16 protein-coding genes are annotated in these 23,863 nt (G+C 71.2%); 11 read left to right on the top strand and 5 right to left on the bottom strand.

From position 1 onward, the window contains the following. Window positions 1-26: 26 nt before the first annotated feature. The 4 genes from IG99_RS34825 to IG99_RS34810 all read left to right on the top strand — a co-directional run bounded on the left by IG99_RS34825 (window position 27) and on the right by IG99_RS34810 (window position 7,947). Complete coding sequence (locus IG99_RS34825) at window positions 27-2,630, top strand: protein kinase (RefSeq protein ID WP_037681297.1); 2,604 nt, start codon at window positions 27-29, stop codon at window positions 2,628-2,630. A gap of 146 nt (window positions 2,631-2,776) precedes the next feature. Next, entirely contained in the window at window positions 2,777-4,459 is a 1,683-nt protein-coding gene (locus IG99_RS34820; protein WP_037681294.1) for a serine/threonine-protein kinase, read from the top strand. A gap of 82 nt (window positions 4,460-4,541) precedes the next feature. Next, window positions 4,542-6,203 (top strand): serine/threonine-protein kinase, encoded by a 1,662-nt coding sequence (locus IG99_RS34815; protein WP_037681291.1) that lies wholly within the window; start codon window positions 4,542-4,544, stop codon window positions 6,201-6,203. A 94-nt stretch (window positions 6,204-6,297) separates the two neighbouring features. Continuing rightward, window positions 6,298-7,947 carry a serine/threonine-protein kinase gene (locus tag IG99_RS34810; protein ID WP_037681288.1) on the top strand — a complete coding sequence of 550 codons (1,650 nt, stop codon included), beginning with the start codon at window positions 6,298-6,300 and terminating at the stop codon, window positions 7,945-7,947. Between the two features lie 395 nt (window positions 7,948-8,342). Here IG99_RS34810 and IG99_RS44450 read toward each other — a convergent pair whose 3' ends face one another. Then, window positions 8,343-10,349 carry a glycosyltransferase family 2 protein gene (locus tag IG99_RS44450; protein ID WP_078948087.1) on the bottom strand — a complete coding sequence of 669 codons (2,007 nt, stop codon included), beginning with the start codon at window positions 10,347-10,349 and terminating at the stop codon, window positions 8,343-8,345. Between the two features lie 693 nt (window positions 10,350-11,042). Between IG99_RS44450 and IG99_RS34795 the strand changes: the two genes are divergently transcribed. From IG99_RS34795 to IG99_RS34785, 3 genes are all read left to right on the top strand, one after another. Further along, window positions 11,043-12,800 (top strand): serine/threonine-protein kinase, encoded by a 1,758-nt coding sequence (locus tag IG99_RS34795; protein ID WP_037681283.1) that lies wholly within the window; start codon window positions 11,043-11,045, stop codon window positions 12,798-12,800. 146 nt (window positions 12,801-12,946) lie between these two features. After that, entirely contained in the window at window positions 12,947-14,590 is a 1,644-nt protein-coding gene (locus tag IG99_RS34790) for a succinic semialdehyde dehydrogenase (protein ID WP_037681280.1), read from the top strand. A 43-nt stretch (window positions 14,591-14,633) separates the two neighbouring features. Then, window positions 14,634-16,415 (top strand): GMC oxidoreductase, encoded by a 1,782-nt coding sequence (locus IG99_RS34785; RefSeq protein ID WP_037681278.1) that lies wholly within the window; start codon window positions 14,634-14,636, stop codon window positions 16,413-16,415. A gap of 82 nt (window positions 16,416-16,497) precedes the next feature. Here IG99_RS34785 and IG99_RS34780 read toward each other — a convergent pair whose 3' ends face one another. Beyond that, the gene (locus IG99_RS34780) at window positions 16,498-17,268 is read right to left on the bottom strand and encodes an LAETG motif-containing sortase-dependent surface protein (protein WP_234312060.1); all 771 of its coding nucleotides are present in this window, start codon (window positions 17,266-17,268) and stop codon (window positions 16,498-16,500) included. Here IG99_RS34780 and IG99_RS50765 point away from each other — a divergent pair. Then, a complete protein-coding gene (locus tag IG99_RS50765; RefSeq protein WP_234312059.1) occupies window positions 17,255-17,587 on the top strand; it encodes a hypothetical protein in 333 nt (110 codons plus the stop codon). The two genes, IG99_RS34780 and IG99_RS50765, sit on opposite strands and share 14 nt — an antisense overlap. A gap of 129 nt (window positions 17,588-17,716) precedes the next feature. Further along, window positions 17,717-18,841, top strand: coding sequence for a hypothetical protein (locus IG99_RS34775; protein WP_037681274.1), 1,125 nt, complete (start codon window positions 17,717-17,719; stop codon window positions 18,839-18,841). Between the two features lie 613 nt (window positions 18,842-19,454). On the opposite strand, the gene IG99_RS34770 is transcribed toward IG99_RS34775, so the two are convergent. Continuing rightward, complete coding sequence (locus tag IG99_RS34770; RefSeq protein WP_037681272.1) at window positions 19,455-19,736, bottom strand: chorismate mutase; 282 nt, start codon at window positions 19,734-19,736, stop codon at window positions 19,455-19,457. Window positions 19,737-20,067: 331 nt separating this feature from the next. Here IG99_RS34770 and guaA point away from each other — a divergent pair, with 331 nt between their 5' ends. After that, complete coding sequence (gene guaA / locus IG99_RS34765) at window positions 20,068-21,648, top strand: glutamine-hydrolyzing GMP synthase (RefSeq protein ID WP_037681271.1); 1,581 nt, start codon at window positions 20,068-20,070, stop codon at window positions 21,646-21,648. 3 nt (window positions 21,649-21,651) lie between these two features. Here the strand turns inward: guaA and IG99_RS34760 are convergent, their stop codons facing one another. Both IG99_RS34760 and IG99_RS34755 read right to left on the bottom strand, forming a co-directional pair. After that, on the bottom strand, window positions 21,652-22,125 hold the full coding sequence (locus tag IG99_RS34760) for a pyridoxamine 5'-phosphate oxidase family protein (protein ID WP_037681269.1): 474 nt from the start codon (window positions 22,123-22,125) through the stop codon (window positions 21,652-21,654). Between the two features lie 51 nt (window positions 22,126-22,176). Next, window positions 22,177-22,803 carry a hypothetical protein gene (locus tag IG99_RS34755; RefSeq protein ID WP_037681267.1) on the bottom strand — a complete coding sequence of 209 codons (627 nt, stop codon included), beginning with the start codon at window positions 22,801-22,803 and terminating at the stop codon, window positions 22,177-22,179. A gap of 188 nt (window positions 22,804-22,991) precedes the next feature. On the opposite strand from IG99_RS34755, the gene IG99_RS34750 reads away from it, so the two are divergent. Continuing rightward, on the top strand, window positions 22,992-23,786 hold the full coding sequence (locus IG99_RS34750; RefSeq protein ID WP_037681266.1) for a class II aldolase/adducin family protein: 795 nt from the start codon (window positions 22,992-22,994) through the stop codon (window positions 23,784-23,786). Window positions 23,787-23,863 lie beyond the last annotated feature (77 nt).

The following is a 23,863-nucleotide window of genomic DNA, read 5'->3' as shown; positions in this document are numbered from 1 at the left end:
GCGACCGGGCAGCCGGGGGAGGCATCGTGGACGACTATGCGGGACGGGTACTCGCCGACCGCTACCGCCTGCCGCTGCCGCCGTCCGACGAGTACGAACTCAGCGAGATCCGCGCCTTCGACACCTACAGCGGGCAGGAAGTCCTGGTCAGGCAGGTGCCGTTGCCGGAGGTCGTCGAGGCGGAGGTGCTCGACGCGGAGGGACTGCCCGAGGGGTTCACAGCGCGTGACCGTGGGGTGGGCCGCCCGCAGCGGGCCGGAGCCGGCACCCGGCGGCCCGCCGATCCGGTGGTGCGGCGTGCGGTGGAGGCCGCGCAGGCCACGGCCCGGATTCCCGACCACCCGCGGCTCGACCAGGTCTTCGACGTGTTCGCCGAGGGCGGGTCGCTGTGGATAGTGAGTGAGTTGGTGGCCGCACGGCCGCTTGCCGCGCTGCTCGCCGAGAAGCCGCTGACGCCGTACCGGGCGGCCGAGGTCGCCTCCGACGTGCTCATGGCCCTGCGGGTGCTGCACGGGCACGGCTGGGTGCACCGGAACATCACCGCGCGCACGGTACTGATCTGCGACGACGGCCGGGTCATGCTGACCGGACTGGCCGTCGGCGCGGCGGAGGAGGCGCTGTGCGGGTACGACCCGGTGCCGCCCGAGGAGGATGAGGCGGGCGGCGGACCCGGGGAGTTCGGGGGCCCGCCCGGTGGAGGCCCGGTCGGCTTTGGTGGGCCCGGTGGGCCCGGTGGGGCAAGCGGGGCGAGTGGTGGGGCGGGCGCGCCCGGGGGAGCGTTGGGTGCCGGCGGTCTCGGTGGTGTGAGTGGCGGGGTGGATCCCGAGGCTGCTCGGCGGGCGGCCATTCAGGCGCGGGCGGCGGGCGCGTTGCCGGCTGCCGGTGCGGAGGGCGCGCACGGGATCGGCGGGGCGAGCGATTCGTCCGCGCTCGCTCGGAGAGCCACTCCGGAGAGCGGCGATGACATTCGTGCCGCACGTGCCGGAGCGATCGCCGCGTATCGTGCCGGCGCGCGGGCCGCGGCCCGGGTGCACGAGGCGCAGAACGGTCGGACGGCGCTTCCCGGCGCCCGGCCTCCCGCCGAGGGCGAGACCCGCCCCTACGCCAACGGTTCGTCGCAGGCGCCGTATGAGATCGGGCCGGGTGGCCAGGTCGACGGCTCGTCGCAGGGGCCGTACGCCATCGGGCCCGGCTCGGAGGTGGCGCGGCCAGGTGTGCCCCAGGGGCGGATGGCCGACCCTCACGGGGTGCGCGGTGTGTCCGTGCCCGCGCAGGGGAGCGGCCCCGTGCTGCCCGAGCCCGTGCCCGCGGCGGGGGTGCCCGGCGCGGGCTGGGGTGAGCCGGCCGGTGGGCCGGTGCGGCGGGGGCCGGCGACGGCGCTGGCCGCCGAACGGGCGCGGCAGGCGCGGATGGCCGTGGTGGGGCCCGTGACCGAGCGGTGGGCGCCGGAGCAGGCCGGGCCGGTGCACGAGAACTGGCAGTTGGCCGCGCCGATCGGGCCCGCGACCGACCTGTGGGCGCTGGGCGCGCTGCTCTTCAGGGCCGTGCAGGGGCACGCGCCGTATCCGGAGGAGTCGACGGCCGAGCTGGTGCAGATGGTGTGCGCGGAGCCGCCCGCCTTCGCCGAGGAGTGCGGGCCGCTCCGGCCGGTCGTGGAGTCGCTGCTGCGCCAGGACCCCACCGAGCGCATCGACTTCGAGGAACTGCGGGGCTGGCTGCGGTCACTGGTCCGCTCGGCGCCCGAGCCGGAGGCCGGCGCGCACGTCATCGCCGCTCCGCCCGTCGATCCGCACCGGCTGCCGATCGTCCGCCGCCGGGGCGAGCTGGTGCGCAGGCGACGCGCCGGGCTGCCCGTCTCCACGCACGGGCGGCACAAGCGGGCCAGGCGGGAGACGGGCCGCTCACCGCGCAGCCTGGGCCGCACGCTGCTCGTGGTGATACTGCTGGCGCTGGCCGCGGCGATCGCGTACGCCGTGCTGTTCATGCCCAAGGCCGGCGAGAACGCCGGCGCCGACGGGGCGGGCGGGGCCGAGCGGACGGGGGCCACCGGTCAGGTCGAGCAGGCACCCGACGCGAGCAGCGAGCCCCGGCCCGACCAGACCTCGCCGCAACAGAACCCGGAGCCGTCCGAGTCCGGCGGCTCCACCGGGACGCAGGCCGGCGACGACCCCGACGTCCCCGACGGCTTCACCCTGCGCAAGGACGCCGAGGGCTTCCGCGTGGCTGTCGCCAACGGCTGGGACCGCACCCCGCGCAACGGGCTCGGCCAGGTCCGGTACACGCACGGCGACTTCGAGCTGCTCGTCGTGCCCGGGCGGGACACCGCGAAGAAGTACGGCAGTGACCCGATGGTCTACCAGCGGGAGAAGGAGCTCGAGCTGCAGCCGTACCGCGCCTCCAGTTGGGCCACCTCCACCGGGCTGCGCACCATCGAGGTGGGCGGACGGTCCATGGCCGAGGGGCAGTTCACCTGGACCGGCGCGGAGGGGAAGGAGTTGTTCGTGCGGAACATCGCGATCCTCCTCGGCGGGCGCTACCACGTCCTCCAGATGCGTGGCCCCGAGGCCGAACGGGACGAGGTGACCCGCCTGTACGAACAGGCGTCGGCCACCTACCGGTACACCGGCTGAGGCCCCGTCTTCCCCGGCGGTTCCCACATTGACCTGCAAGCGATAACCATCACAGTGCGGTTTCCTTGGGACCCCGCTTGTTCCCTGGACGCGGGCCGGTCCTTAGTCTGACCCTGTCAAGAGCATTGCGGGGCAACGTGAATCAGATGCAGGGCCAGCTCGTCGCCGGCCGTTACCGGCTCGCCGACTCCATCGGCAGCGGCGGTATGGGCCGTGTGTGGCGTGCCCATGATGAGGTGCTGCACCGCGCCGTCGCCATCAAGGAGCTGACCGCCGCTCTCTACGTCTCCGAGAGCGACCAGGAACGGCTGCTCGCCCGTACCCGGGCGGAGGCGCGCGCGGCCGCGCGGATCAACCACTCCGCTGTCGTCACCGTCCACGACGTGCTCGAACACGACGGCCGGCCGTGGATCGTGATGGAGCTCGTCGAGGGCCGCTCGCTGGCCGACGCGGTGAAGGAGGACGGCCGCGTCGAGCCCACGGAGGCGGCGCGGATCGGCCTGTGGGTGCTGCGCGCCCTGCGCGCCGCGCACGCCGCCGGGGTCCTGCACCGTGACATCAAGCCCGGCAACGTTCTCCTCGGCCACGACCGCCGGGTCCTGCTCACCGACTTCGGCATCGCGCAGATCGAGGGCGACACCACCATCACCCGTACGGGAGAGGTCGTCGGATCGGTCGACTACCTCGCCCCCGAACGCGTGCGCGGCCACGACCCCGGCCCGTCCTCCGACCTGTGGGCGCTCGGCGCGACGCTGTACACGGCGGTGGAGGGCAGGTCGCCCTTCCGCCGCACCTCGCCCCTCGGCACCATGCAGGCGGTCGTCGAGGAGGAGGCCGCCGAGCCGCGGTACGCCGGTCCGCTCGAGCCCGTCATCACCGCACTGCTGCGCAAGGACCCGGCCGACCGGCCCGGTGTCGTGGAAGCCGAACAGCTGCTCGCCGAGGCGGCGGAGGGACGGCGGCCCGACGCCGCGCAGGTCTACGTGCCGACACGGCACATGGGCGACCGCTTCGAGTCGGCGACCCACGCGGTACCGGGCGCGGGGACGGCCGGTCATCCCGGTCCGGGCACCTCGACCCACCCCCTGGCGGAGCCGATGGCCTCGCCCGTCCACCACATGACCGGCCCGGCCTCGGCACCGACCTCGATCGGGCCCTCGGGACCCGCGTCCGCGCCGACCAGGCACCGCCGGCTGCGCACGCTCGCCCTGGTGGTGGCCGTCGCCGCGCTGGTCGGCGGCGGTACGGCGGTGCTGCTGCAGAAGGTGGACGAGAGCAGGCAGCGGAACGACACCGCCTCCGCGTCACCCGACTCCACCTCCGCGGGCGGCACGACGGCCGGGAAGGGCGCGGGCACCGGCACATGGGTCTCCGTCGAGGACCCCCTGGGCTTCGAACTGTCCCTGCCCGACAAGACCTGGAAGCGCGAGGTCTTCAGCATCCAGGGCGACCTCAAGCAGATCGACTACACGCCCGACGGCGGCGAGCACTTCGTCCGCATCGCCGTCGACACGTCCTCCGACTTCAACGACGCCTACGAGCACCAGCGTGACCTCGAACAGCAGCTCGACCGGCTCGTCGACTACAAACGCGTGAGGATGGAGAAGAACCTCTACCGCGACCGCGAGGGCTCCCTGTGGGAGTACACGTGGACCGCACAGGCGAAGGACACCCCGTTCCCCGGACCGCGCCGCGCGATCGAGCAGACGTACTTCAGCCGCGACGGAGTCGAGTACGCCATCTACATGTCGGCGCCCGCGAAGGACTGGGCGACGACCGGCAAGCAGTTCAAGACGGTCCTGCAGGGATGGCGGCCGAAGGGGGCCTGACCGGGGGAGCCGGTTGACCCCCTGGGTGGCGGCCGAAAGGTGGCTGACCAGGTGCCCCGGCTCGTGGGGCATGATGGGGCTCATGGGGACCGAGGGGGCCGACATCCGGGTCATCGCGGGCCGTTACCGGCTGGAGGCCAGGCTCGGGCGCGGCGGCATGGGCGTGGTCTGGCGTGCCACGGACCAGCTGCTCGGCCGGCGGGTGGCGGTCAAGGAGATCGCCCAGGACAACTCCCTCTCGGCCGAGGAGGCCCGCCAACAGCGCGACCGGACGCTGCGCGAGGCCCGTGCGGTGGCGCAGCTGAGCCACCCGCACATCATCGTCGTGCACGACGTCGTCGTGGACGACGAACGGCCGTACATCGTGATGGAGTTGATCGAGGGCGGCTCCCTCGCCGACCGCATCTCCGCAGGCGGTCCCGTCGGCGCGCAGGACGTCGCCCGGATCGGCGTGGCCCTGCTGAGCGCCCTGAACGCTGCGCACGCGGCGGGCGTGCTGCACCGGGACATCAAACCGGCGAACGTGCTCATGGAGTCCGGCAGCGACCGCGTCGTCCTCACCGACTTCGGCATCGCCCAGGTCGCGGGCGCCACCACGCTCACCGAGACGGGGTCCTTCGTCGGCTCGCCCGAGTACACCGCGCCCGAGCGGATGTCCGGGTCCAGGACCGGACCCGAGTCCGACCTGTGGTCGCTGGGCGCGCTGCTGTGCACGGCCCTGAGCGGGGAATCGCCGTTCCGCCGGGACTCGTTGGGCGGCATCCTGCACGCCGTGGTCTTCGCCGAGTTCAGCCCGCCCGACCAGGCCGCGCCACTCCTGCCCGTCGTACAGGGCCTGCTGGAGCGTGATCCGGAACGGCGGCTGGGCGCGACGGAGGCGGAGCGGATGCTGCGTACGTTCCTGGACACCGGGCGCACCCCCCAGGCCTCGCAGGTCCCAGCCTCCCCGCCGTCCGCGACGGACCGGCAGCACGGCTACACCCCGACCCACCGCGACCTGCCCAGCCAGCAGCCTCCCGCCGCCGCACCGCCCCGCGCCGGTCAGTCCACGCGGGGCATGCTGGTGGCCGCGCTCCTGGTCGCGGCGATGGCCGGCGCGGGCGTCTCCGCCGCGGCCCTGCTGATGAACGGCGACGACGACGGAGACGGCAGGCCGGGGAGCTCGGCGCCGCACACCCCGGCGGACACGTCGTCCACGGCCGCGCACACATCGTCCTCGGCCACGAGTACGACATCCCCGGCCGCGCGTACGTCGTCGGGGGCGCCGAACACGTCGACCGCGCCCGCCCCCGCACTCACCACCGCCCCCTCCGGCTACCGCGTCGCGCGCGACCCTGCCGGGTTCTCCTTCGCCGTCCCGGACGGTTTCCGGCGTGACTCGCAGGGCGAACGGGTCTTCTACCTCTCGCCCGGCGACACCTTCCGCATCGGCGTCAAGGTCACCGACCCCGAACCGGGCGGCCCCCTCGCGGTGATGCGGCGCGCGGCCGCCAAGGGCCCGGACACCAACCCCGGTTACCGGGACGGCCGGGTCACCGAGACCACCCAGGGCGGGCGCCCCGCCGCGCTCTGGGAGTTCACCTGGAACGGCTTCAACGCGACGGAGGGCGCCCGGCACACCTACGACCTGTGCTGGGAGGAGGGCGGCCGGATGTACGACGTGTGGGTGTCGGCACCGGTCGGGAAGGTGCGGGAGGCGAGGGAGTACTTCGACGTCGCGGTCGACACGTTCGTCCGTACGTGACGTGTACGTGACGTGTACGTGAAGGGTCACGGCTCGGTGACCGAAAAGCGCCGGAGGTGGCTGCACCCGCGCCTGCCGCGATATGGATGGACGCATGAGCAACAACGGGGGAGCCCGCCACGGGACTGACGAGCCGACGAGTTTCGCTCTGCAACCGCCGAGCCCGCAGGCTGCGCTACCGCACCCCGACAACCCGTACGCGACACCCGCTCCGCCTGCCGCACCGCACCCCCTGCAAGGCGGCGCCCCCGAGCGGGACCCCGGAACCGGGCGGCTCATCGCCGGCCGCTACCGCCTGCTCGCGAAGCTCGGCCACGGAGGCATGGGCACGGTGTGGCGGGCCAAGGACGAGACGGTGGACCGGGAGGTCGCCGTCAAGGAGCCGCGCGTCCCCGATCACCTTTCCGAACGTGAACGGGCCACCGCGTTCGAGCGGATGCGCCGGGAGGCGAGGGCCGCGGCCCGGCTCGACCACCCGGCCGTCGTGAACGTGCATGACGTGGCGGTGGTCGACGATCGGCCGTGGATCGTCATGGAGCTGGTGCGGGGACGTTCACTCGGTGATGCTCTCCAGGAGGGCACGCTGAGCGCACGGGAGGCGGCCGGCATCGGCCTGGAGGTCCTCGGCGCGCTGGAGGCGGCACACGCGGCGGGCATCCTGCACCGGGACGTCAAGCCGGACAACGTGCTGCTGGGCCGCCACGACCGGGTCGTCCTCACCGACTTCGGCATCGCCCACATCGAGGGCGAGACGAACCTGACGGACACGGGCGGGTTCGTCGGATCGCCCGAGTACATCGCGCCGGAACGGGTGCTGGGCCAGCGCCCCGGCCCGGCGTCGGACCTGTGGTCGCTGGGTGTGGTGCTGTACGCGGCGACGGAGGGCGTCTCCCCGTTCCGCCGCAGCAACACACCCGCGACGCTCCAGTCCGTCCTCAACGCCGTGCCCGCGCCGCCCGCCGCCGCGCAGGGACCGCTCGCGGAGGCCATCAACGGGCTGCTCCAGAAGGATCCGGCCCGGCGCCCGGCGGCGGCCCAAGTGCGCGCGCTGCTGGAGGCGGCCGCGGATCCGCCGGCGCCGCAGCCCACACAGCCCGTGCGCTACGTCGACGTACCGGGCAGGGGCGTGCGGCTGGGCCGCAAGGCGTGGTTCGGGCTCGGCGCCGCGGTCGTCGCGGCGGCGGTGGCGGCGTACCTCGTACTCACCGATCCCTTCGCGGGGCCGCTGCCCGACGGCTGGAAGACGGCCCACGAGAAGGACGTCGCCGCGACCCTGGCGGTGCCCGCCGACTACGAGCGCAGCGTGCCCGACCGGAAGACGGACCAGACCCACTGGGTCGGCTACAGCGACGCCAGCGGTGCCATCTCGGTCGTCCTCACCCTCACCAAGAAGTCCGAGGACACCAGCAGGAACATAGCCGACTCCGCCGCCGCCGAGATGTACGACGACGACGGCAAGTTCAAGGAGAGCGGCGACTACGACCTCGACATGCCCAAGGGCGCGAAGACGGTCCCCGAGCAGACGACGTACCAGGGCAAGCCGTCGGCCGAGAACACGATCACCTACACCACCGACGACAGCCAGGACCCCCGCCCGCGCGAACTGAGGATGCTCTACTACAAGACCTCAGCCGGCGACCTGTACAGACTCACCATCGGCTACCCGGGCAAGGGCGACTTCACGAGCCGGGGACGCGAGGTGGCCCGGACGGTGATCACGAACCTGGACGTGGACGAGCTCTGAGACATCCCGTGGACGCGGACGGTTCGCGTCCCGCGGGCGTGCTGCGCGGGGTTGTTCGACGTGCGCGTGTGACGTGCGAACGGATGTGTCGCGAAGCGCATGCCGTGCTGCTCGAACAGTGAGCGCCGGACCATCGACTTCGGCGCGCTGCGGCCACCGATTCCGGCCGTCTTGCCGAGGATGACGTCGGTGCCGTTCTCCTGCGCCATGGTGACCATGCGTTCCTGGGCTTCGAGGGGCCGTCGGAGTTCTCCTGGTGGATGACGGGTAAGAGGTCCGGGTGGGCCTCGGCCAGACGGTCGAGCTCGTTCGCCCAGTGACGTCGAGGTGGGGGGTGCAGGCGCGCGGCGCTGCGACAGCGCCGCGCGCGTCAGTGCGAGATGAGCCCACGCGCCTCAGCGTGAGAGGCGGCCGAGGACCGCGCGGACCAGGTCGACCTTGTCGACGCGGAGGGCGAAGCTCTTGGTCTTGCCCTTGCTGGGGATCGACTTGGCGTACCAGGGCTTGCCGCCCTTGCGCCACTTGGCCGCTTCCAGGGTGAGGGGGAGCGGCGGGAGCGGGACGGACCAGGCGGTGCCGAGGCGCAGTTCGCCGGTCCACAGTCCGGGGGTGAGCCGGCCGACCTGGACACGGATGGTGAACAGCTCGGTGTGCGGGGTGCGTTCGGCGGTGAACGCCGCGCTCTCGCCGCTGTCGCTGGTCAGTACGGCGGTGAGCTCGCCCTCGGGGAACGCCGTGAGCGTGCTGTGGCCGCTGATGACCAGCTCGGAGTTGTCGTTGGCGGACCAGCGGGCCGAGTCGATGAGGAGGTGCCGGGCGACCTTGTGCTTCTGCTCGCCGAGGTCGAGGGTGTAGTTGCCGAACGGCTTGGTGGTGTACACGGTGGCCGCGCGGTTGCCCTTGACGGTCTGGACGACCTGCGTCTCCGGCTTGCCGCTGAGGTTCTTGGCGCGCTTGCTGCCGATGCGGACCTCGCGGACCGCGCTCTGGGCTCCGATAGCGAGGGAGATGTCCCAGAGGCCGTCGGCGAGGGGCTTGCCGTCGGCGGCGGTGTCGATGTCGATCGCGGCCTCGAAGCCGGCGTTGTCGTAGACGTAGACGCCCTCGTCCTCGTCGGAGCCCAGGCCGGGCGTCTCGGTGTGCCGCACGGGCAGCCGGTACTCGACCTTGGTGTCGCGCTCGCGCAGCACCAGCTCGGTCGTCACGTCGCGGGTCTCCACGCGGTGCAGGTAGCCGTGGCCGGCCAGGTGCAGGGTGGAGCCGGTGAGCTCGACGCGGCTGACGTGGTGGCGTACACCGATCGCGTCCGTGACGTCGTAGCACTCGTCGGGGACGACGTGCTCGGGGTCGCGGAAGAAGGGGTAGCGCGCGTAGATCCGGCCGTTCTCGACGAGGACGGGCGTGGACACCTTGCGCTTGGCCAGCGAGCGTTCGAAGCGCAGGAGTTCCATGGACTCGTCGAGCATCTTGTGCCGGACGAGGTACAGCCGCAGCCGGGCCATCGCGGAGAGGTGGTCGTTGATGCCCTCGTGCCAGAGCGGTTCGATGGTGTCGGCGAGCCGGGCGAGGGTCTTGTCGGCCTCGTCGGCCGGCTCGCGCGAGATGTGGGCCAGGAGGTTCTGCACCTCGATGGTGAGGTGACGGTGGGCCAGGTGGTCGCGGTCGCGGCCCGGCGGCACGTTCTCCAGGAGCAGGTCGATCATGGTCGGCAGGAACCGCAGCCGCGGCTCCGAGCCCTTGGTGCGCGAGGTGGTGTTGCCGCCGTCGTCGCGCAGGGTGCAGAACAGGCAGTCGTAGTCGGCGATGACGGAGATGCCGCCCTTGGCCGCCAGGTACGCCAGGGCCGTGAACGGCTGGTCCTCGCCGATGGGCAGACCGGTCGGGAAGCGGAGGTTGTTCTTCTCGATCAGCTCGCGGCGGAACAGCTTGAGCGGGTTGAGGGCCCAGTAGACGCGGGAGTGGAAGACATCGGTCTTGGGCTGGGTGCTCTTGAACATCGAGGCGGGCAGGCCGCGACCGTTCACGCCGACCATCTTGCCGAGGACGATGTCGGTGCCGTTCTCCCGGGACATGGCGACCATGCGTTCCAGGGTCTCCGTGCCCAGCCAGTCGTCGGCGTCGAGGAAGAACACGTACTCGCCCCGGGCGTGGCCGAGACCGACGTTGCGGGGGGCGGAGGGGCCGCCGGAATTCTCCTGGTGGAAGACGCGTATGAGCTTCGGGTAGAGGCCCGCGAAGCGCTCGAGCTCGTCGGGTGTTCCGTCCGTCGAACCGTCGTTGACGACGATCACTTCCAGCGCGGACTGACCAATGGTCTGTTCGACGACGGATTCGAGGCACCGCGTCAGATAAGGCATCGCGTTGTAGGCAGCGATAATTACCGAAACGGTGGGGGTGGCCATCGTCAAGCTCTCCAGGAATAAGGGGCAGCACCCCACCTGGATGGACGGCCTCAACACCGACGGTCTTGGTTCTGGTACGACGGCTCGGGTGCCATTTGCTTGGGGAAGACGCCAATGGGAATGTGAAGGTATCATGAGATGCCTATGACTCGGCGGTGAACTGGCCGATCAAAACCGGCCAATTGCGTGATCTCCATCACAGATTTTGCAGGTCGTTCGCCCCGGTTTGTGGTGAAGCGCGGTGCGTTGATCGTTTGGCGCTTGTGACGCCTGGGTTACGGGGTCGGGTAACGGTAAGGACTCGATTTTGTACGAGATTCATACCGAGACCGCGGAATGCTTTATTCCGCGAAACCGGCCCGGGTGATTCCGGCCTCTTCGACTGAAGGCGCGCGACAGCGCATACGGGATGCCGTATCCGGTTTCCCCGCACACGGTCGCCAGATTGGCGTGGAGGGCACGCAAAGCGGCCGTCGTCGCGGGGTCGCCAGCACCGCCGGTTTCGGCCGCCCGTCACCGCCCCCGTCATTCACCGCACCACCTCCGGCGACTCCGCGAGCGGCGAGTGCGCCCGGCCGCGGTCGAGGCGGTACTTCCCGCGCGGCGGCCGGTGCCAGGACCGGCCCCGTCGGTATCCACGGGCTGGGCATGTTCGCGTCGACAAGCGGGCGCCCCGCACGGTAGGCATGAGGCATGAGCAACGACGGGGACCCCGGCGGCGGTACGGGGCGGACGATCGGCGGGCGTTACCGGCTCGTCGAACGCATCGGCTCCGGCGGGATGGGCACCGTGTGGCGGGCGCACGACGAGCTCGTGGACCGCGAAGTCGCCGTCAAACAACCCCGGTTGTCCGGCGACCCCGAGGACGAGCACCGTCGGCGGGCCGCCCACCGCCTCTACCGCGAGGCTCGCGCCGCGGCGCGTGTCGACCACCCCTGCGCCGTCACGATCCACGACGTCGTCGTCGAGGAGGAGGACGGGGGCGCGCAGGGTGTGGTGGACGGACTGCCCTGGATCGTCATGGAGTTGGTGCGCGGAGAGTCCCTGCACGAGGTACTCCGACGCGGCCCCCTGGACCCCGCCGAGTCCGCCCGTATCGGCCTCGCCGTTCTCGGCGCCCTGCGTGCCGCCCACGCCGTCGGCATCGTGCACCGGGACGTGAAACCGGCCAACGTCCTGCTCGGCGCGCACGGCCGTGTCGTCCTCACCGACTTCGGCATCGCTCACGTCCAGGGCGAGGAATCCCTCACCGCGAGTGGGGAGTTCGTCGGCTCACTGGAGTTCGTCGCCCCCGAGCGGATGTCGGGAGGAGGACCCGCCGGCCCGGCCTCCGACCTGTGGTCCCTGGGCGTCCTCCTGCAGGCCGCCGTGGAGGGTGAGTCCCCCTTCCGTCGTACGACCCCGGAGTCCACGGTCGCCGCGATCCTCGCCGCCGACCCGCCCGAGCCGAAGCAGGCGGGCCCGCTCGGCCCCCTCCTCGTAGGGCTCCTGGATAGGGACCCCGACCGGCGGCCCGGCGCGGAGGAGGTCGCGGCGGCACTGAAGGCGGTGGCCGAGGGCCGAGCCGTACCGACGAAGGCGCCGGACCCGGAGGATGCTTCGGGTGCCTCGGGTGCCTCGGGTGCCTCGGGTGCCTCGGGTGCCTCGGGTGCCTCGGGTGCCTCGGGTGCCCCGGATGGCCCGGATGGATCGGATGGCCCGGATGCGCCGGATGTGCCGGGTGCGCCTGATGCCCCGGACTCGCCGGAGTCCCGGGAGACCTCGGAGGGGCCCGCCCCCGCCCCCGCTCCCCCTCCCGCCCCGACGCCCGAAGTCCGCCCCAAACGCCGCACCGCACCCGTCGCCGCAGTCCTGCTCGGGGTGCTCCTCCTGGGCGGCGTATGGCTCGGCACCTCCTCCGCCCTGATGGAGACCGAAGGAGGCTCCGCGTCGGCCGCGGAGAAGACCACGGCGCGCCGCGACACCCCCGGGGCCTCCGGAGCCCGCGCGCCCTCCGGTGCCTGGAAGGCCCACCAGGAGAAGGACCTGGGCGCCGTCCTCTCCGTTCCCACCGCGTACGAGCGGCTGTACGAGACGGGAGTCGCGAAGGGCCCCTCCCGGCAGGTCGTCTACGGCGGCGACGACGGCAGCATCGCGGTCGCTCTCATCCAGTGGGACGAGGCACCCGGCTCGGCCCAGGGGCAGGCCGAACAACCGGAACTGTGGGGCGAGTACGAGCACGGCACCCCCCAGTACACGCGCACCACCTTCGACGGCCACGAGGCCGTCCTCGCCGACACCACCTACGACCCCGACGGCAGGCCCACCCGCGTGCTGAAACTGGTCGTCCGCACCGACGCCGGCCGCATGTACGAGCTGCGCGTCTCCATGCCCAAGGGGACACCGGCGGAGAAGAAGGGGACGGCGGTGTTCAAGGGCGCCCGCGACCGCCTGGAGATCGAGAAAGACTGAATCGCGACCGGCGTCGGTGGAACGGCACCGTTCAACGCCCTGATCAGCGCGTTCGTTGCCAGTGACCACTGGCGCCATGTGTGCACCCGGTGAATCCCTATTACCGGCGGGTACCCAAAGTCCTCCTCGCGTCATACCCTGCGCGCATGACGGACTCGCAGGCCCCCGAGAAGACCGGCACCGAGACGACGGGCGCTCCCGCCACCGGCACGAACCCCCTCGCTCCCGCCCCCATCGGCGTACGCACCGCCGCGGACGTGGTCACCCCCGAACTGGTCGCCCAGCTCACCAAGGGTGTGACCGGCTCCGGCCGGACCGCCAACCACACGCCGTTCACCGGCGAGAAGCTCGCCGACCTGCCCGAGTCCACACCCGAGGACGTGGTCCTCGCCTACGAGCGGGCCCGCGCCGCCCAGGCGGTCTGGGCGCAGACCCCCGTACGGCAGCGGGCGGCCGTGCTGCTCCGCTTCCACGACCTGGTCCTCGAGCGCCAGGCCGAAGTCCTCGACCTGATCCAGCTGGAGACCGGCAAGGCCCGTCTGCACGCCCACGAGGAGGTCCAGGCCGTCGCGGTCGCGGCCCGCCACTACGGCCGCAAGGCCCCGGCCTACCTGCGGCCCAAGCGGCACGCCGGCGCCATGCCCACCCTGACCAAGGTCACCGAACTGCGCCACCCGCGCGGGGTCGTGGGCCAGATCGCCCCCTGGAACTACCCCCTGGAGCTGTCGGTCGGCGACGCGCTCCCGGCGTTCGTCGCGGGCAACGCGGTGGTCATGAAGCCGGACACGGAGACCTGCCTGACCGCCCTGTGGGCCCGTGACCTGCTCGTCGAGGCCGGCCTGCCCGCCGACGTCTTCCAGGTCGTCCTCGGCGAGGGCCCCGTCGTCGGCCCCGAGGTCGTCAAGCACGCCGACTACGTCTCCTTCACCGGTTCCACCCGCACCGGCCGCGAGGTCGCCCGGGGCGCCGCCGACCGTCTGATCGGCGTCTCCCTCGAACTCGGCGGCAAGAACGCGATGCTGGTCCTCGAGGACGCCGATGTGGAGAAGGCGGCCGCGGGCGCGGTCCGCGCCTGCTTCTCCTCCGCCGGCCAGCTGTGCATCTCCATCGAGCGGCTGTACGTCCACGAGTCGATCGCGGACGCCTTCGTCGAGCGCTTCGCCGCCCGCACCAAGGCCATGCGCCTCGGCACCTCCCTCGCCTACGGCGCGGACATGGGCTCGCTCGTCGGCGAACGCCAGTTGGAGACGGTGCGGCGACACGTGGACGAGGCCGTCGCCAAGGGTGCGAAGCTCGTCGCGGGCGGCGTGGCCCGCCCGGACATCGGCCCGTACTTCTACGAGCCCACGATCCTCGACGGCGTCGAGGCACCCATGTCCGTGTGCACGGAGGAGACCTTCGGCCCGGTCGTCTCGATCTACCGCTTCGCCACGGACGACGAGGCGATCGAGCTCGCCAACTCCACGCCGTACGGCCTGAACGCGTCGGTCTGGACGAAGGACGGCCGCCGCGGCCGCGAGGTCGCCGCCCGGCTGCGCACCGGCACCGTCAACGTCAACGAGGGCTATGCCCCGGCCTACGGCAGCGTCCAGTCCCCCATGGGCGGCATGAAGGACTCCGGCCTCGGCCGCCGCCACGGCTCCGAGGGCATCCTCAAGTACACCGAGGCCCAGACCGTCGCCCAGCAGCGCCTGCTCCCGATGGCGCCGTCCCTGGGCATGGACGACGAGAAGTACGCGCAGTTCATGAGCAGGAGCCTGCGGCTGATGAAGGCGTTCCGGTTCAAGTAACCCACCACATCCGGCCCGCACGGACACTCGACGAGGAGCAAACGTGCCCCAGGACACCCCCGCCTACGACTACGACGTCATCGTCGTCGGATCGGGCTTCGGCGGCTCGGTCACCGCCCTGCGCCTCACCGAGAAGGGCTACAGCGTCGGCGTCCTGGAAGCCGGCCGCCGCTACACCCGCGCCACCCTCCCCAAGAACTCCTGGGATCTGAAGAACTACCTCTGGGCCCCCAGGCTCGGCCTTTACGGAATCCAGCGCATCCACCTGCTGGGCAACGTCATGGTCCTGGCCGGCGCGGGCGTGGGCGGCGGCTCCCTCAACTACGCCAACACCCTCTACGTACCGCCGAAGCCCTTCTTCGACGACCCCCAGTGGCGTGACATCACCGACTGGCAGGACGAGCTGAAGCCGTACTACGACCAGGCGCAGCGCATGCTCGGCGTACGGCTGAACCCGACGATGACCCCGTCGGACGTCCATCTGAAGGCGGCCGCCGAGCGGATGGGTGTCGGGGACAGCTTCCACATGGCGCCGGTGGGGGTGTTCTTCGGCGACGGCGATGACGCCGGGGGCACGGTGCGGGCGAAGCCGGGGGAGGAGGTGCCCGACCCCTACTTCGGCGGGGCGGGACCCTCCCGCAAGGCCTGTGCCGAGTGCGGCGAGTGCATGACGGGCTGCCGTCACGGCGCGAAGAACACGCTGAACGAGAACTACCTCCACCTCGCTCAGAAGGCGGGCGCGGTCGTGCACCCCATGACGACGGTCGTGTCGGTGACCGACGACTCGCGGGGCGGCTACGCGATCGCCACGCTGCCCACGGAGGACCGCAAGTCGAAGGGGCGGACGTTCACCGCCCGCAGGGTGGTCCTGGCGGCCGGCACCTACGGCACCCAGACCCTGCTCCACCGGATGAAGGCGAACGGACAGCTGCCGTACCTCTCCGACCGCCTGGGCGAGCTGACCCGAACCAACTCCGAGGCGCTGGTGGGAGCGCAGACGGACAACCGGCGCTACCGCAAGGTGACCGGCGAGCCGAAGGCCGACTTCACCAGGGGAGTCGCCATCACGTCCTCCATCCACCCGGACGAGAACACCCACATCGAGCCGGTCCGCTACGGCAGGGGCTCGAACGCGATGGGTGGCCTGTCGATCCTTCAGGTGCCTTACGCGGAGGGCTCGTCGAGGGTGCTGGGCTGGCTGGGCAACGCCGCCCGCCACCCCCTGCTCGTCCTCCGCTCCCTGTCCAACCGGCGCTGGTCGGAGCGGACCATCATCGGCCTGGTGATGCAGTCGCTGGACAACTCCCTGACGACGTACCTGAAGCCGACGGGCGCGGGCAAGGGGCTGCTGACCGCCCGACAGGGCCACGGCGCCCCCAACCCCAAGCAGATCAGGGCCGCATCGGAGGCCGCGTCAGCCCTGGCCGCCGACATCAACGGCTTCGCCGGCTCCAACGTGGGCGAGCTGATGGGCACGCCTCTGACCGCCCACTTCCTGGGCGGCTGCCCCATCGGTTCCTCCCGCGACACCGGCGTCATCGACCCGTACCACCGCCTCTACGGCCACCCCGGCATCTCCGTCGTCGACGGCTCCGCGGTCTCCGCGAACCTCGGAGTGAACCCGTCCCTCACGATCACCGCCCAGGCGGAGCGTGCGATGTCCTTCTGGCCCAACAAGGGCGAGACCGACCCCCGCCCCGCCCAGGGAGCGGCCTACGAACGCCTCAAGCCGGTGGAACCCCAGTCCCCGACGGTCCCCGCGGACGCGTTCGGCGCGCTGCGACTGCCGTTCCTGGGGATGCCGGCGGTACCGCCGAAGAAGTAGGCGGCAGCCCGGCGTGGCAAAAGAAAGAGGGACTCGCGCTCCCCTCCGAGCGCAAGTCCCTCTCCCCGTCTTGCGTCAACCCTTACGCGTCGGCCCCGGTCTTCCGCCGACGCACCACGAACACGGCCCCCGCACCGGCGACGACGGCGACACCACCGACGAGCCCGATGATCGGCAGAGCGGAGCTGGAACCGGTCTCGGCGAGGTTGCCGGTGGCCGGGATCTCGCTGGACCCGCCCTGCGGCGTCTTGCCGCCGGCCGGCTTCTGGCCCTTGCCGGGCTTGGCCTCACCGGGGTTGTCGTTGCTGCTGCCGGGCTTGAGAACGGTGAACTCGAACTGCCCGTACGCGCTGTGCACGCAGTTCTTCTCCTCGTCCACGTAGCCGCCCAGACCCACGGTGAAGCCGTCACCGACGGGCGCCTTCGCGGTGATGTCGACGCGCAGCTTGATGGTCACGGTCTTCTTGGGACCAAGACTGGTCTGACCGAAGAAGATGCCGTTGCCGACCACGTCGGCGATCGACTGCCAGGACTTGGTCTTGGGGTCGAAGTACTCGAGCTTGGCGTAGGTGCTCAGCCAGTCGTTCTCGTCGTCGCTCAGAGAGTCGTTGTCGACGAGCGCGAGCCACTGGACGGTGCCGAGGGACGTGTCGCTGTGGTTGGCGGCGGTCAACGCGAAGTTGTGCCAGCCGCTGCCGGCGACGATCTTGCCGGGCAGGCCGGAGACGGCGAGGCTCAGCTGGGAGTCCTTGTCGGTGCCGTCCTCGTCGATGGGGCACCCCGACGGCTCGACGCCGGGCGCACTCGTGGTGGGCGTGCTGGTGGGTGTACCGGTGGGCGTGGTCGGCGCCACCGGGTTCGCCGACGACGAGGCGCTCGCCGACGAGGACGCGGAGGTGGACGAAGACGCGGAGGTGCTCGCGGACGCGGACTCGCCGGCCGACGTGCTCGCGGAGGCGGAGGAGCTCTCGGTGGCCGACGTCGTGCTGCTCGGAGTGGAGGACGGCTCCTCGGCGAAGGCGGCGGGCGCCGAGAGGAGGGCGAGGGGGGCTATTGCGGCCGTCGCGGCCGCAGTGGCCATGGCGCGGCGAAACTTCATGAAGACCTCGGTGGTTCATAGGGAGGCCTCCGCGTGTGGGGCGCGGGAGTGGCCCGTGGTTCCGATGGTTTGATCCACGAGTCCAGTGAAGGGTTGTCCTCCCTCACACCACTTTTATGTGACCTGGCTCACCGGCATGTGGTGCTGTCCGGCTGTCGTACGCTCTACCGCCAATGGCCAACTCGCAGAGAGGCACGGGGGCGTGACCGAGAGACCAGCAGGGGACTCGATACCCGACGAGGAATGGGAGAAGTTCCTCCGGGACAGTGAGAGCGGGGCGGTGGGCGACGCTCCGAAGGAGCCGTCCGCCCGGGCGCGGATCGTGGCGGAGCGGTTACGGCAGCAGGACGCTCGCGGAGAGACGCCCGCGGGGTGGCGGGCCGGGCCCACGTGGGAGGAGATGAACGGGCGGAAGGTGCGCCGCAGGCGGGTCTGGACGGCGGTCGGGGTGGTCGCCGCCGTCGCTGTCGTGGCCGTGGCACTCAAGCCGTCCCTGCTGCCCGGTGACCCCTTCGGCACCGGCGGGCCGGATGTCGCCGCCTCTCCGCTGCCCGCCGAGACCGCCGCCCCGACCGACGCGCCCGCCGAGGCCCCGCCGCAGACCCCGACCCTCGACGCGCCCTTCGCCGGTTCCCCCGCCCTGCGCTGGGCCGACGGTGAGGCCGGGATCGTCCTGCCGAAGGCGAGAGCGGTCGGCGGTGCCTCCAAGGAGCGCGTGGAGCAGGCGCTGCGGCTCACCAGGAAGCTGGTCGTGGGGGCGAACCTCGACCCCAAGGTGCTGCGCGGCGAGCGGCCCACGGCAGCGCTCGGTGTGCTCGACCCGAAGCAGCCCAACCTGGTCGACCACCTGAAGGCGGGGCTGCGCTCACCGAGCAAGAAGCGCGACCCGCTCCAGATGTTCAGCCGGTTCGACCCCGACGAGGTCCGCCTCGTGGGCGACGTGGTCAAGACGCGCGGGCGCGTCACCTTCAAGAAGGGCGCGTACAACGGCGTCGCCGTGCACGCCGACTACACCTTCGTCTACCCCGTCGTCCGCACCGACGGCTCCACCGAGGTGACCCGCACCATCGTGCGCCGCGTCCTCGACGTCGAACTCTCCGACCCCGCCCACTACGACGCCACCCCCGGCCGGCTCGCCGTCCTGAAGCACGACCAGGAGGTCGGCAACTCCAGTTGCGACGTCTACGACGGCTATCTGCACCCGGAGTTCTCCCGCACCGAGTCCACCGGCCCCTCGCCCACCGGTCCGACGACCGACCCGTACGACCGCAGCAAGGGACTCGACGAGGACGGTTCGGCGGACTGCGGGACGGTGTCCCGGGTCTGACCCGGGCCCGCCCTCAGACAAGGTACAAGCAGCTCACGCAGAGCGAAGGGCCCCGCGGGACGGAGCCGCGGGGCCCTTCTTCGTCAGCACCAGCGTCAGGGCAGCGCCGGTGCCTCGGGAGCGGCGCCGGGGGGTTGCGCCGCTTGCCTGGCGTGCTGTGGTCGGCGCCCCGGCGCACACGGGGCGCCTGGGTGGTCTCGACCTTTGGCGGTCTGGCGGTGCGCCGCGACACCATTGGGCATCGCAACGCGGTTGTCCGCGACGGGACTTGGCGGACTTCCGAGAGACGCTCGGGATCCTTCTACGCATCGTGCTGGATGGACGCGGCCTCCGCAACCGTTTGGCCCGGCCTTGATGCATTTTTGCATTTTTCGCCGGTCGGCCCCGGGCGTCCCCGGAGCCGACCGTTCAAAGGGGTGACCGGGCTGCTGTCCCCTGCCGTCCGGTCACTTCTGGAGCGAGGTCCCACAGCGCACGGCACGTTCCGCACGCCTCATCGCTCCAGTGAGCCACGCGTGGTTCTTGCGCGCCGCCCCTGGCTGGCGCGGACACCCCGACCAACGAACCGGCCTGCGTGCGGTCACGCGCCGTACGGGTGAGAAGAAGTGCGAACTCAGATGCGACCCCGGCACAGCTCCAGGAGCGTCATGGCGAGGGACGTCCCCGGCCTGCCCAGCGCCTCGCTGTAGTGGTTGAGGATCTCCATCTCGCGGGAGAGGTTCACGCGCCGCCCGCCGGAGGTCATCCGCGCCTCCTGGATGACGGCGGACACCGCCATCCGTTCCTGGATCAGACCGATGATCCGGTCGTCCAGCGCGTCGATGCGCTCGCGTGCGCCGCTGATCAGGTCGGAGGCCTCGGGGGTGCGGGCGCCGGTCACGTCGATGGCGGTCATGGGGGCTCCTCGTCGGTTCGGTGAGGGGTGCCCCGGAGCGGCAAGGTCCGGAAAGCACCAGGCGCCCCGGACCTTGTCGGCCCGGGGCGCCTGGGAAGTCGCTTGTCAGTTGCTCAAGCAGCACGACCATGGCAGCCGGTGGGCCCGGTGCCATAGGTAAAGAGGAAGGTCGTGTGCGTGAGCATGCGGTCAGTATGCCGTGCCGCAGGGTGAGGTCCAACGCGGTTCACATCATGAGACGCGATGGTGAGGTCGGCGTTGGGACCGGCCGCGCACCCACTCGGTAGAATTGGCCAGCACAGAGACCCCGCCCCACCGCCGGAAGGCCCCCGTGTCATCAGCGACTCCCGCTGCCGCCGCCCCCGACACCGTCCTGGTCGTCGACTTCGGTGCGCAGTACGCCCAGCTCATCGCCCGTCGAGTCCGCGAGGCCCGGGTCTACAGCGAGATCGTGCCGAGCACCATGCCGGTCGCGGAGATGCTCGCCAAGAACCCGGCGGCGATCATCCTCTCCGGCGGCCCCTCGTCCGTGTACGAGGAGGGTGCCCCCCGCCTCGACCGCGCGATCTTCGAGGCCGGCGTCCCCGTCTTCGGCATGTGCTACGGCTTCCAGCTGATGGCCACCGCCCTCGGCGGCACGGTCGACAACACCGGCGCCCGTGAGTACGGCCGCACCGACCTGCACGTCAGCAAGCCGGGCTCCACCCTCTTCGAGGGCACCCCCGCCGAGCAGGCCGTGTGGATGTCGCACGGCGACGCCTGCTCCGCCGCCCCCGAGGGCTTCACCGTCAGCGCGTCCACGGACGTCGTCCCGGTCGCCGCCTTCGAGAACGACGAGAAGAAGCTCTACGGCGTCCAGTACCACCCCGAGGTGATGCACTCCACGCACGGACAGCAGGTGCTGGAGCACTTCCTGTACCGGGGCGCGGGCCTGAAGCCGGACTGGACCACCGGCAACGTTATCGACGAGCAGGTCGCCGCCATCCGTGAGCAGGTCGGCGACAAGCGCGCGATCTGCGGTCTGTCCGGCGGCGTGGACTCCGCGGTCGCCGCGGCCCTCGTCCAGAAGGCCATCGGCTCCCAGCTGACCTGCGTCTACGTCGACCACGGTCTGATGCGCAAGGGCGAGACCGAGCAGGTCGAGAAGGACTTCGTGGCCGCGACCGGCGTCCAGCTGAAGGTCGTCGACGCGGAGGAGCGGTTCCTCGAGGCACTCGCGGGGGTCTCCGACCCCGAGGAGAAGCGGAAGATCATCGGACGCGAGTTCATCCGCGTCTTCGAGCAGGCCCAGGCCGAGATCATCGCGGATGAGGGCCCGGCGGTGGAGTTCCTCGTCCAGGGCACCCTGTACCCGGACGTGGTCGAGTCCGGTGGCGGTACCGGCACGGCCAACATCAAGTCCCACCACAACGTCGGCGGCCTCCCCGAGGACCTCGAGTTCCAGCTGATCGAGCCGCTGCGCAAGCTGTTCAAGGACGAGGTCCGGATGGTCGGCCAGGAGCTCGGCCTGCCCGAGGAGATCGTCCAGCGCCAGCCGTTCCCCGGCCCGGGCCTCGGCATCCGGATCGTCGGCGAGGTCACCAAGGAGCGGCTCGACCTGCTCCGCGAGGCCGACGCCATCGCCCGCGAGGAGCTGACGGCGGCCGGCCTCGACCGTGACATCTGGCAGTGCCCGGTGGTCCTGCTCGCCGACGTCCGCTCCGTCGGCGTCCAGGGCGACGGCCGCACCTACGGCCACCCGATCGTCCTGCGCCCCGTCTCCTCCGAGGACGCCATGACCGCCGACTGGTCGCGGCTGCCGTACGACGTCCTCGCGCGGATCTCCACCCGCATCACCAACGAGGTCCGGGACGTCAACCGGGTCGTCCTCGACGTGACGTCGAAGCCGCCGGGCACCATCGAGTGGGAGTAGTCGCTACGTGCGCCTGAGAGTCCGCACCGGCTCTCCGGGCTTCCAGACCTGGGTGACCAGATACTTGTCGTCCTCGACGTAGGTCCGCACGACCTCCGTCAGCTCGGTGCGGAAGAGGTGGAACGGCTCCGGCGGTTCCACCTCTTTTATGTACACGCCCTTCACCGCCGGATCGTCGACCTCCACCGCCCCCCCGCCGATCCGTACGTCCCCGCCGCCCATCCCCGTGCCCTCGCCCGGGTTGGCCTGGAGGGCGAAACGCGGGTCGCGGCGCAGGTCGAGCGCCTTGAGCGAGCTCGGCATCATCCCGAGCCACAGCTCGCCGTTCAGGAACCGGACCTCCAGACCGCTCGTGCGCGGGGAGCCGTCCTTGCGGAGCGTGGCGAGGACGTGGTGGGTGAAGGCGCCGAAGCGCTCCTGGACGAGAGCGGCGAGGTCGGGTTCGGCGGCGGCGAAAGTCGCCCAGTTCGCTGTCATACGGCGAGTGTGGCGCCGATACCCGACAACCACTGTCTGGTATTCGCAGAGTTACACTCCGTGAGGGATGGGGCGTACGAATCGTTCACGCCCCGACTCGTCCCGTATCTGTGTGCAGCCCGCCGCCGTGAGCTGCGCGGCCAGTTTGGCGCGCCGGGAGCCGTTGATGCGCAGGGCGCCCAGCAGGAACACCGGCATCAGGACGGCGAGCGGGATCAGGACGGCGTACACCCCGGTCACCACCGCCAGGAACAGGAACAGCAGCGGGAAGGCCCACGCCATGGTCAGCAGCTGCTTGCGGTTGGCGGCGGCGCCAAGACCGTCGTACCGGATGACCGTCGTGATCAGATCGACGTCCTTCTGCGTCTCCGGAATCGGGGTGAGCGAGCCCAGGTACATGCCGGGCACCGGGCGGCCGGGGCCCGGGTCGGGGAAGGCCGCCCAGTTGGCCGCCGCACGCGCTTGCGCCCAGGGGCTCGGGTCGGGGACGAGGTACACGTGCGCGATCTTGTGCTTGCCGACCAGGCGGACGTCCGCGTACCGGTAGCCGTAGCACTCGGCGATGTACCCGAGCGCGCCGAAGGTCTGCCACTCGGCGAAGGGATGGACGAGCTCAATGGTGTCCCGGGTCGAGATCTGCCGCATGAGAGCGGTGATGTGCCGGTCGGCGATGCTCACGGAAGCCTCCGGATGGCTGAAAGGTGTCGCTGAATTATGGATTCCGCACACCAGACCAGTGAGCCGCGGCAAGGGTTGCATGCGCTCGGGCAGTGCTTGGGCGCGTCATCTTTACAAAACACCCCTGCCCTTTTGGGCTGACCGACGGTAACTTCCGCCCCGTAAAGCAACCCAGTGCTGGAGGACCTATGCACGGGCCCACGCCGCCCCTGCCACTGCCCACCGACCAGCTGCAGTTCGCGATGCCGCCGATGCACGACACGGTCGAGGACGAACGCCGGCACCGCAAGGAACGGCTCGCCGGCGCGCTGCGGATCTTCGGGCGGTTCGGCTTCGAGGACGGCGTCTCGGGACACATCACCGCGCGTGACCCGGAGTTCAGCGACTGCTTCTGGGTCAACCCCTTCGGGATGCCCTTCAAGCACGTCACCGTGAGCGACCTGGTTCTCGCCAACTCGGACGGCCAGGTGATCGACGGCCGCTACCACATCAACCAGGCGGCGTTCACCGTGCACAGCCAGGTGCACGCCGCCCGCCCCGACGTGGTCGCGGTCGCGCACTGCCACTCCGTGCACGGCCGCGCCCTCGCCGCCCTCGGTGACCTGCTCGACCCGATGACCCAGGAGAGCTGCGCCTTCTACGAGGACCACGCCCTCTACGACTCCTACACCGGCGTCGCCGTCGACGCCGAGGAGGGCCGGCGCATCGCGTCCGCGCTCGGCTCCCGCAAGGCGCTCGTACTGCGCAACCACGGTCTGTTGACCGTCGGCGACTCGGTCGACGCGGCGGCCTGGTGGTTCCTGTCGATGGAGCGGTCCAGCCAGGTCCAGCTCACGGCCCGGGCGGCCGGACGGCCCGTCCTCATCGACCACAAGCTGGCCGTGGCGACCCGCGAACAACTCGGCGGCGACCTGGTGGCATGGATCAACTACCAGCCGCTGTGGCAGGACATCAGCCGCAGCGAACCCGGCCTGCTCAGCTAGACGTCCCGTGGAGCCGTCCCGCCGAATCTTCCCGGCCATATCGAAGTTCGCGCGGCCCGGTCAATACGGCGACGCGA

It is taken from the genome of Streptomyces griseus subsp. griseus (assembly GCF_000720255.1).
Taxonomy (GTDB): Bacteria; Actinomycetota; Actinomycetes; order Streptomycetales; family Streptomycetaceae; genus Streptomyces; species Streptomyces griseus_I.
This window is presented reverse-complemented; position numbering and strand designations above follow the sequence as displayed.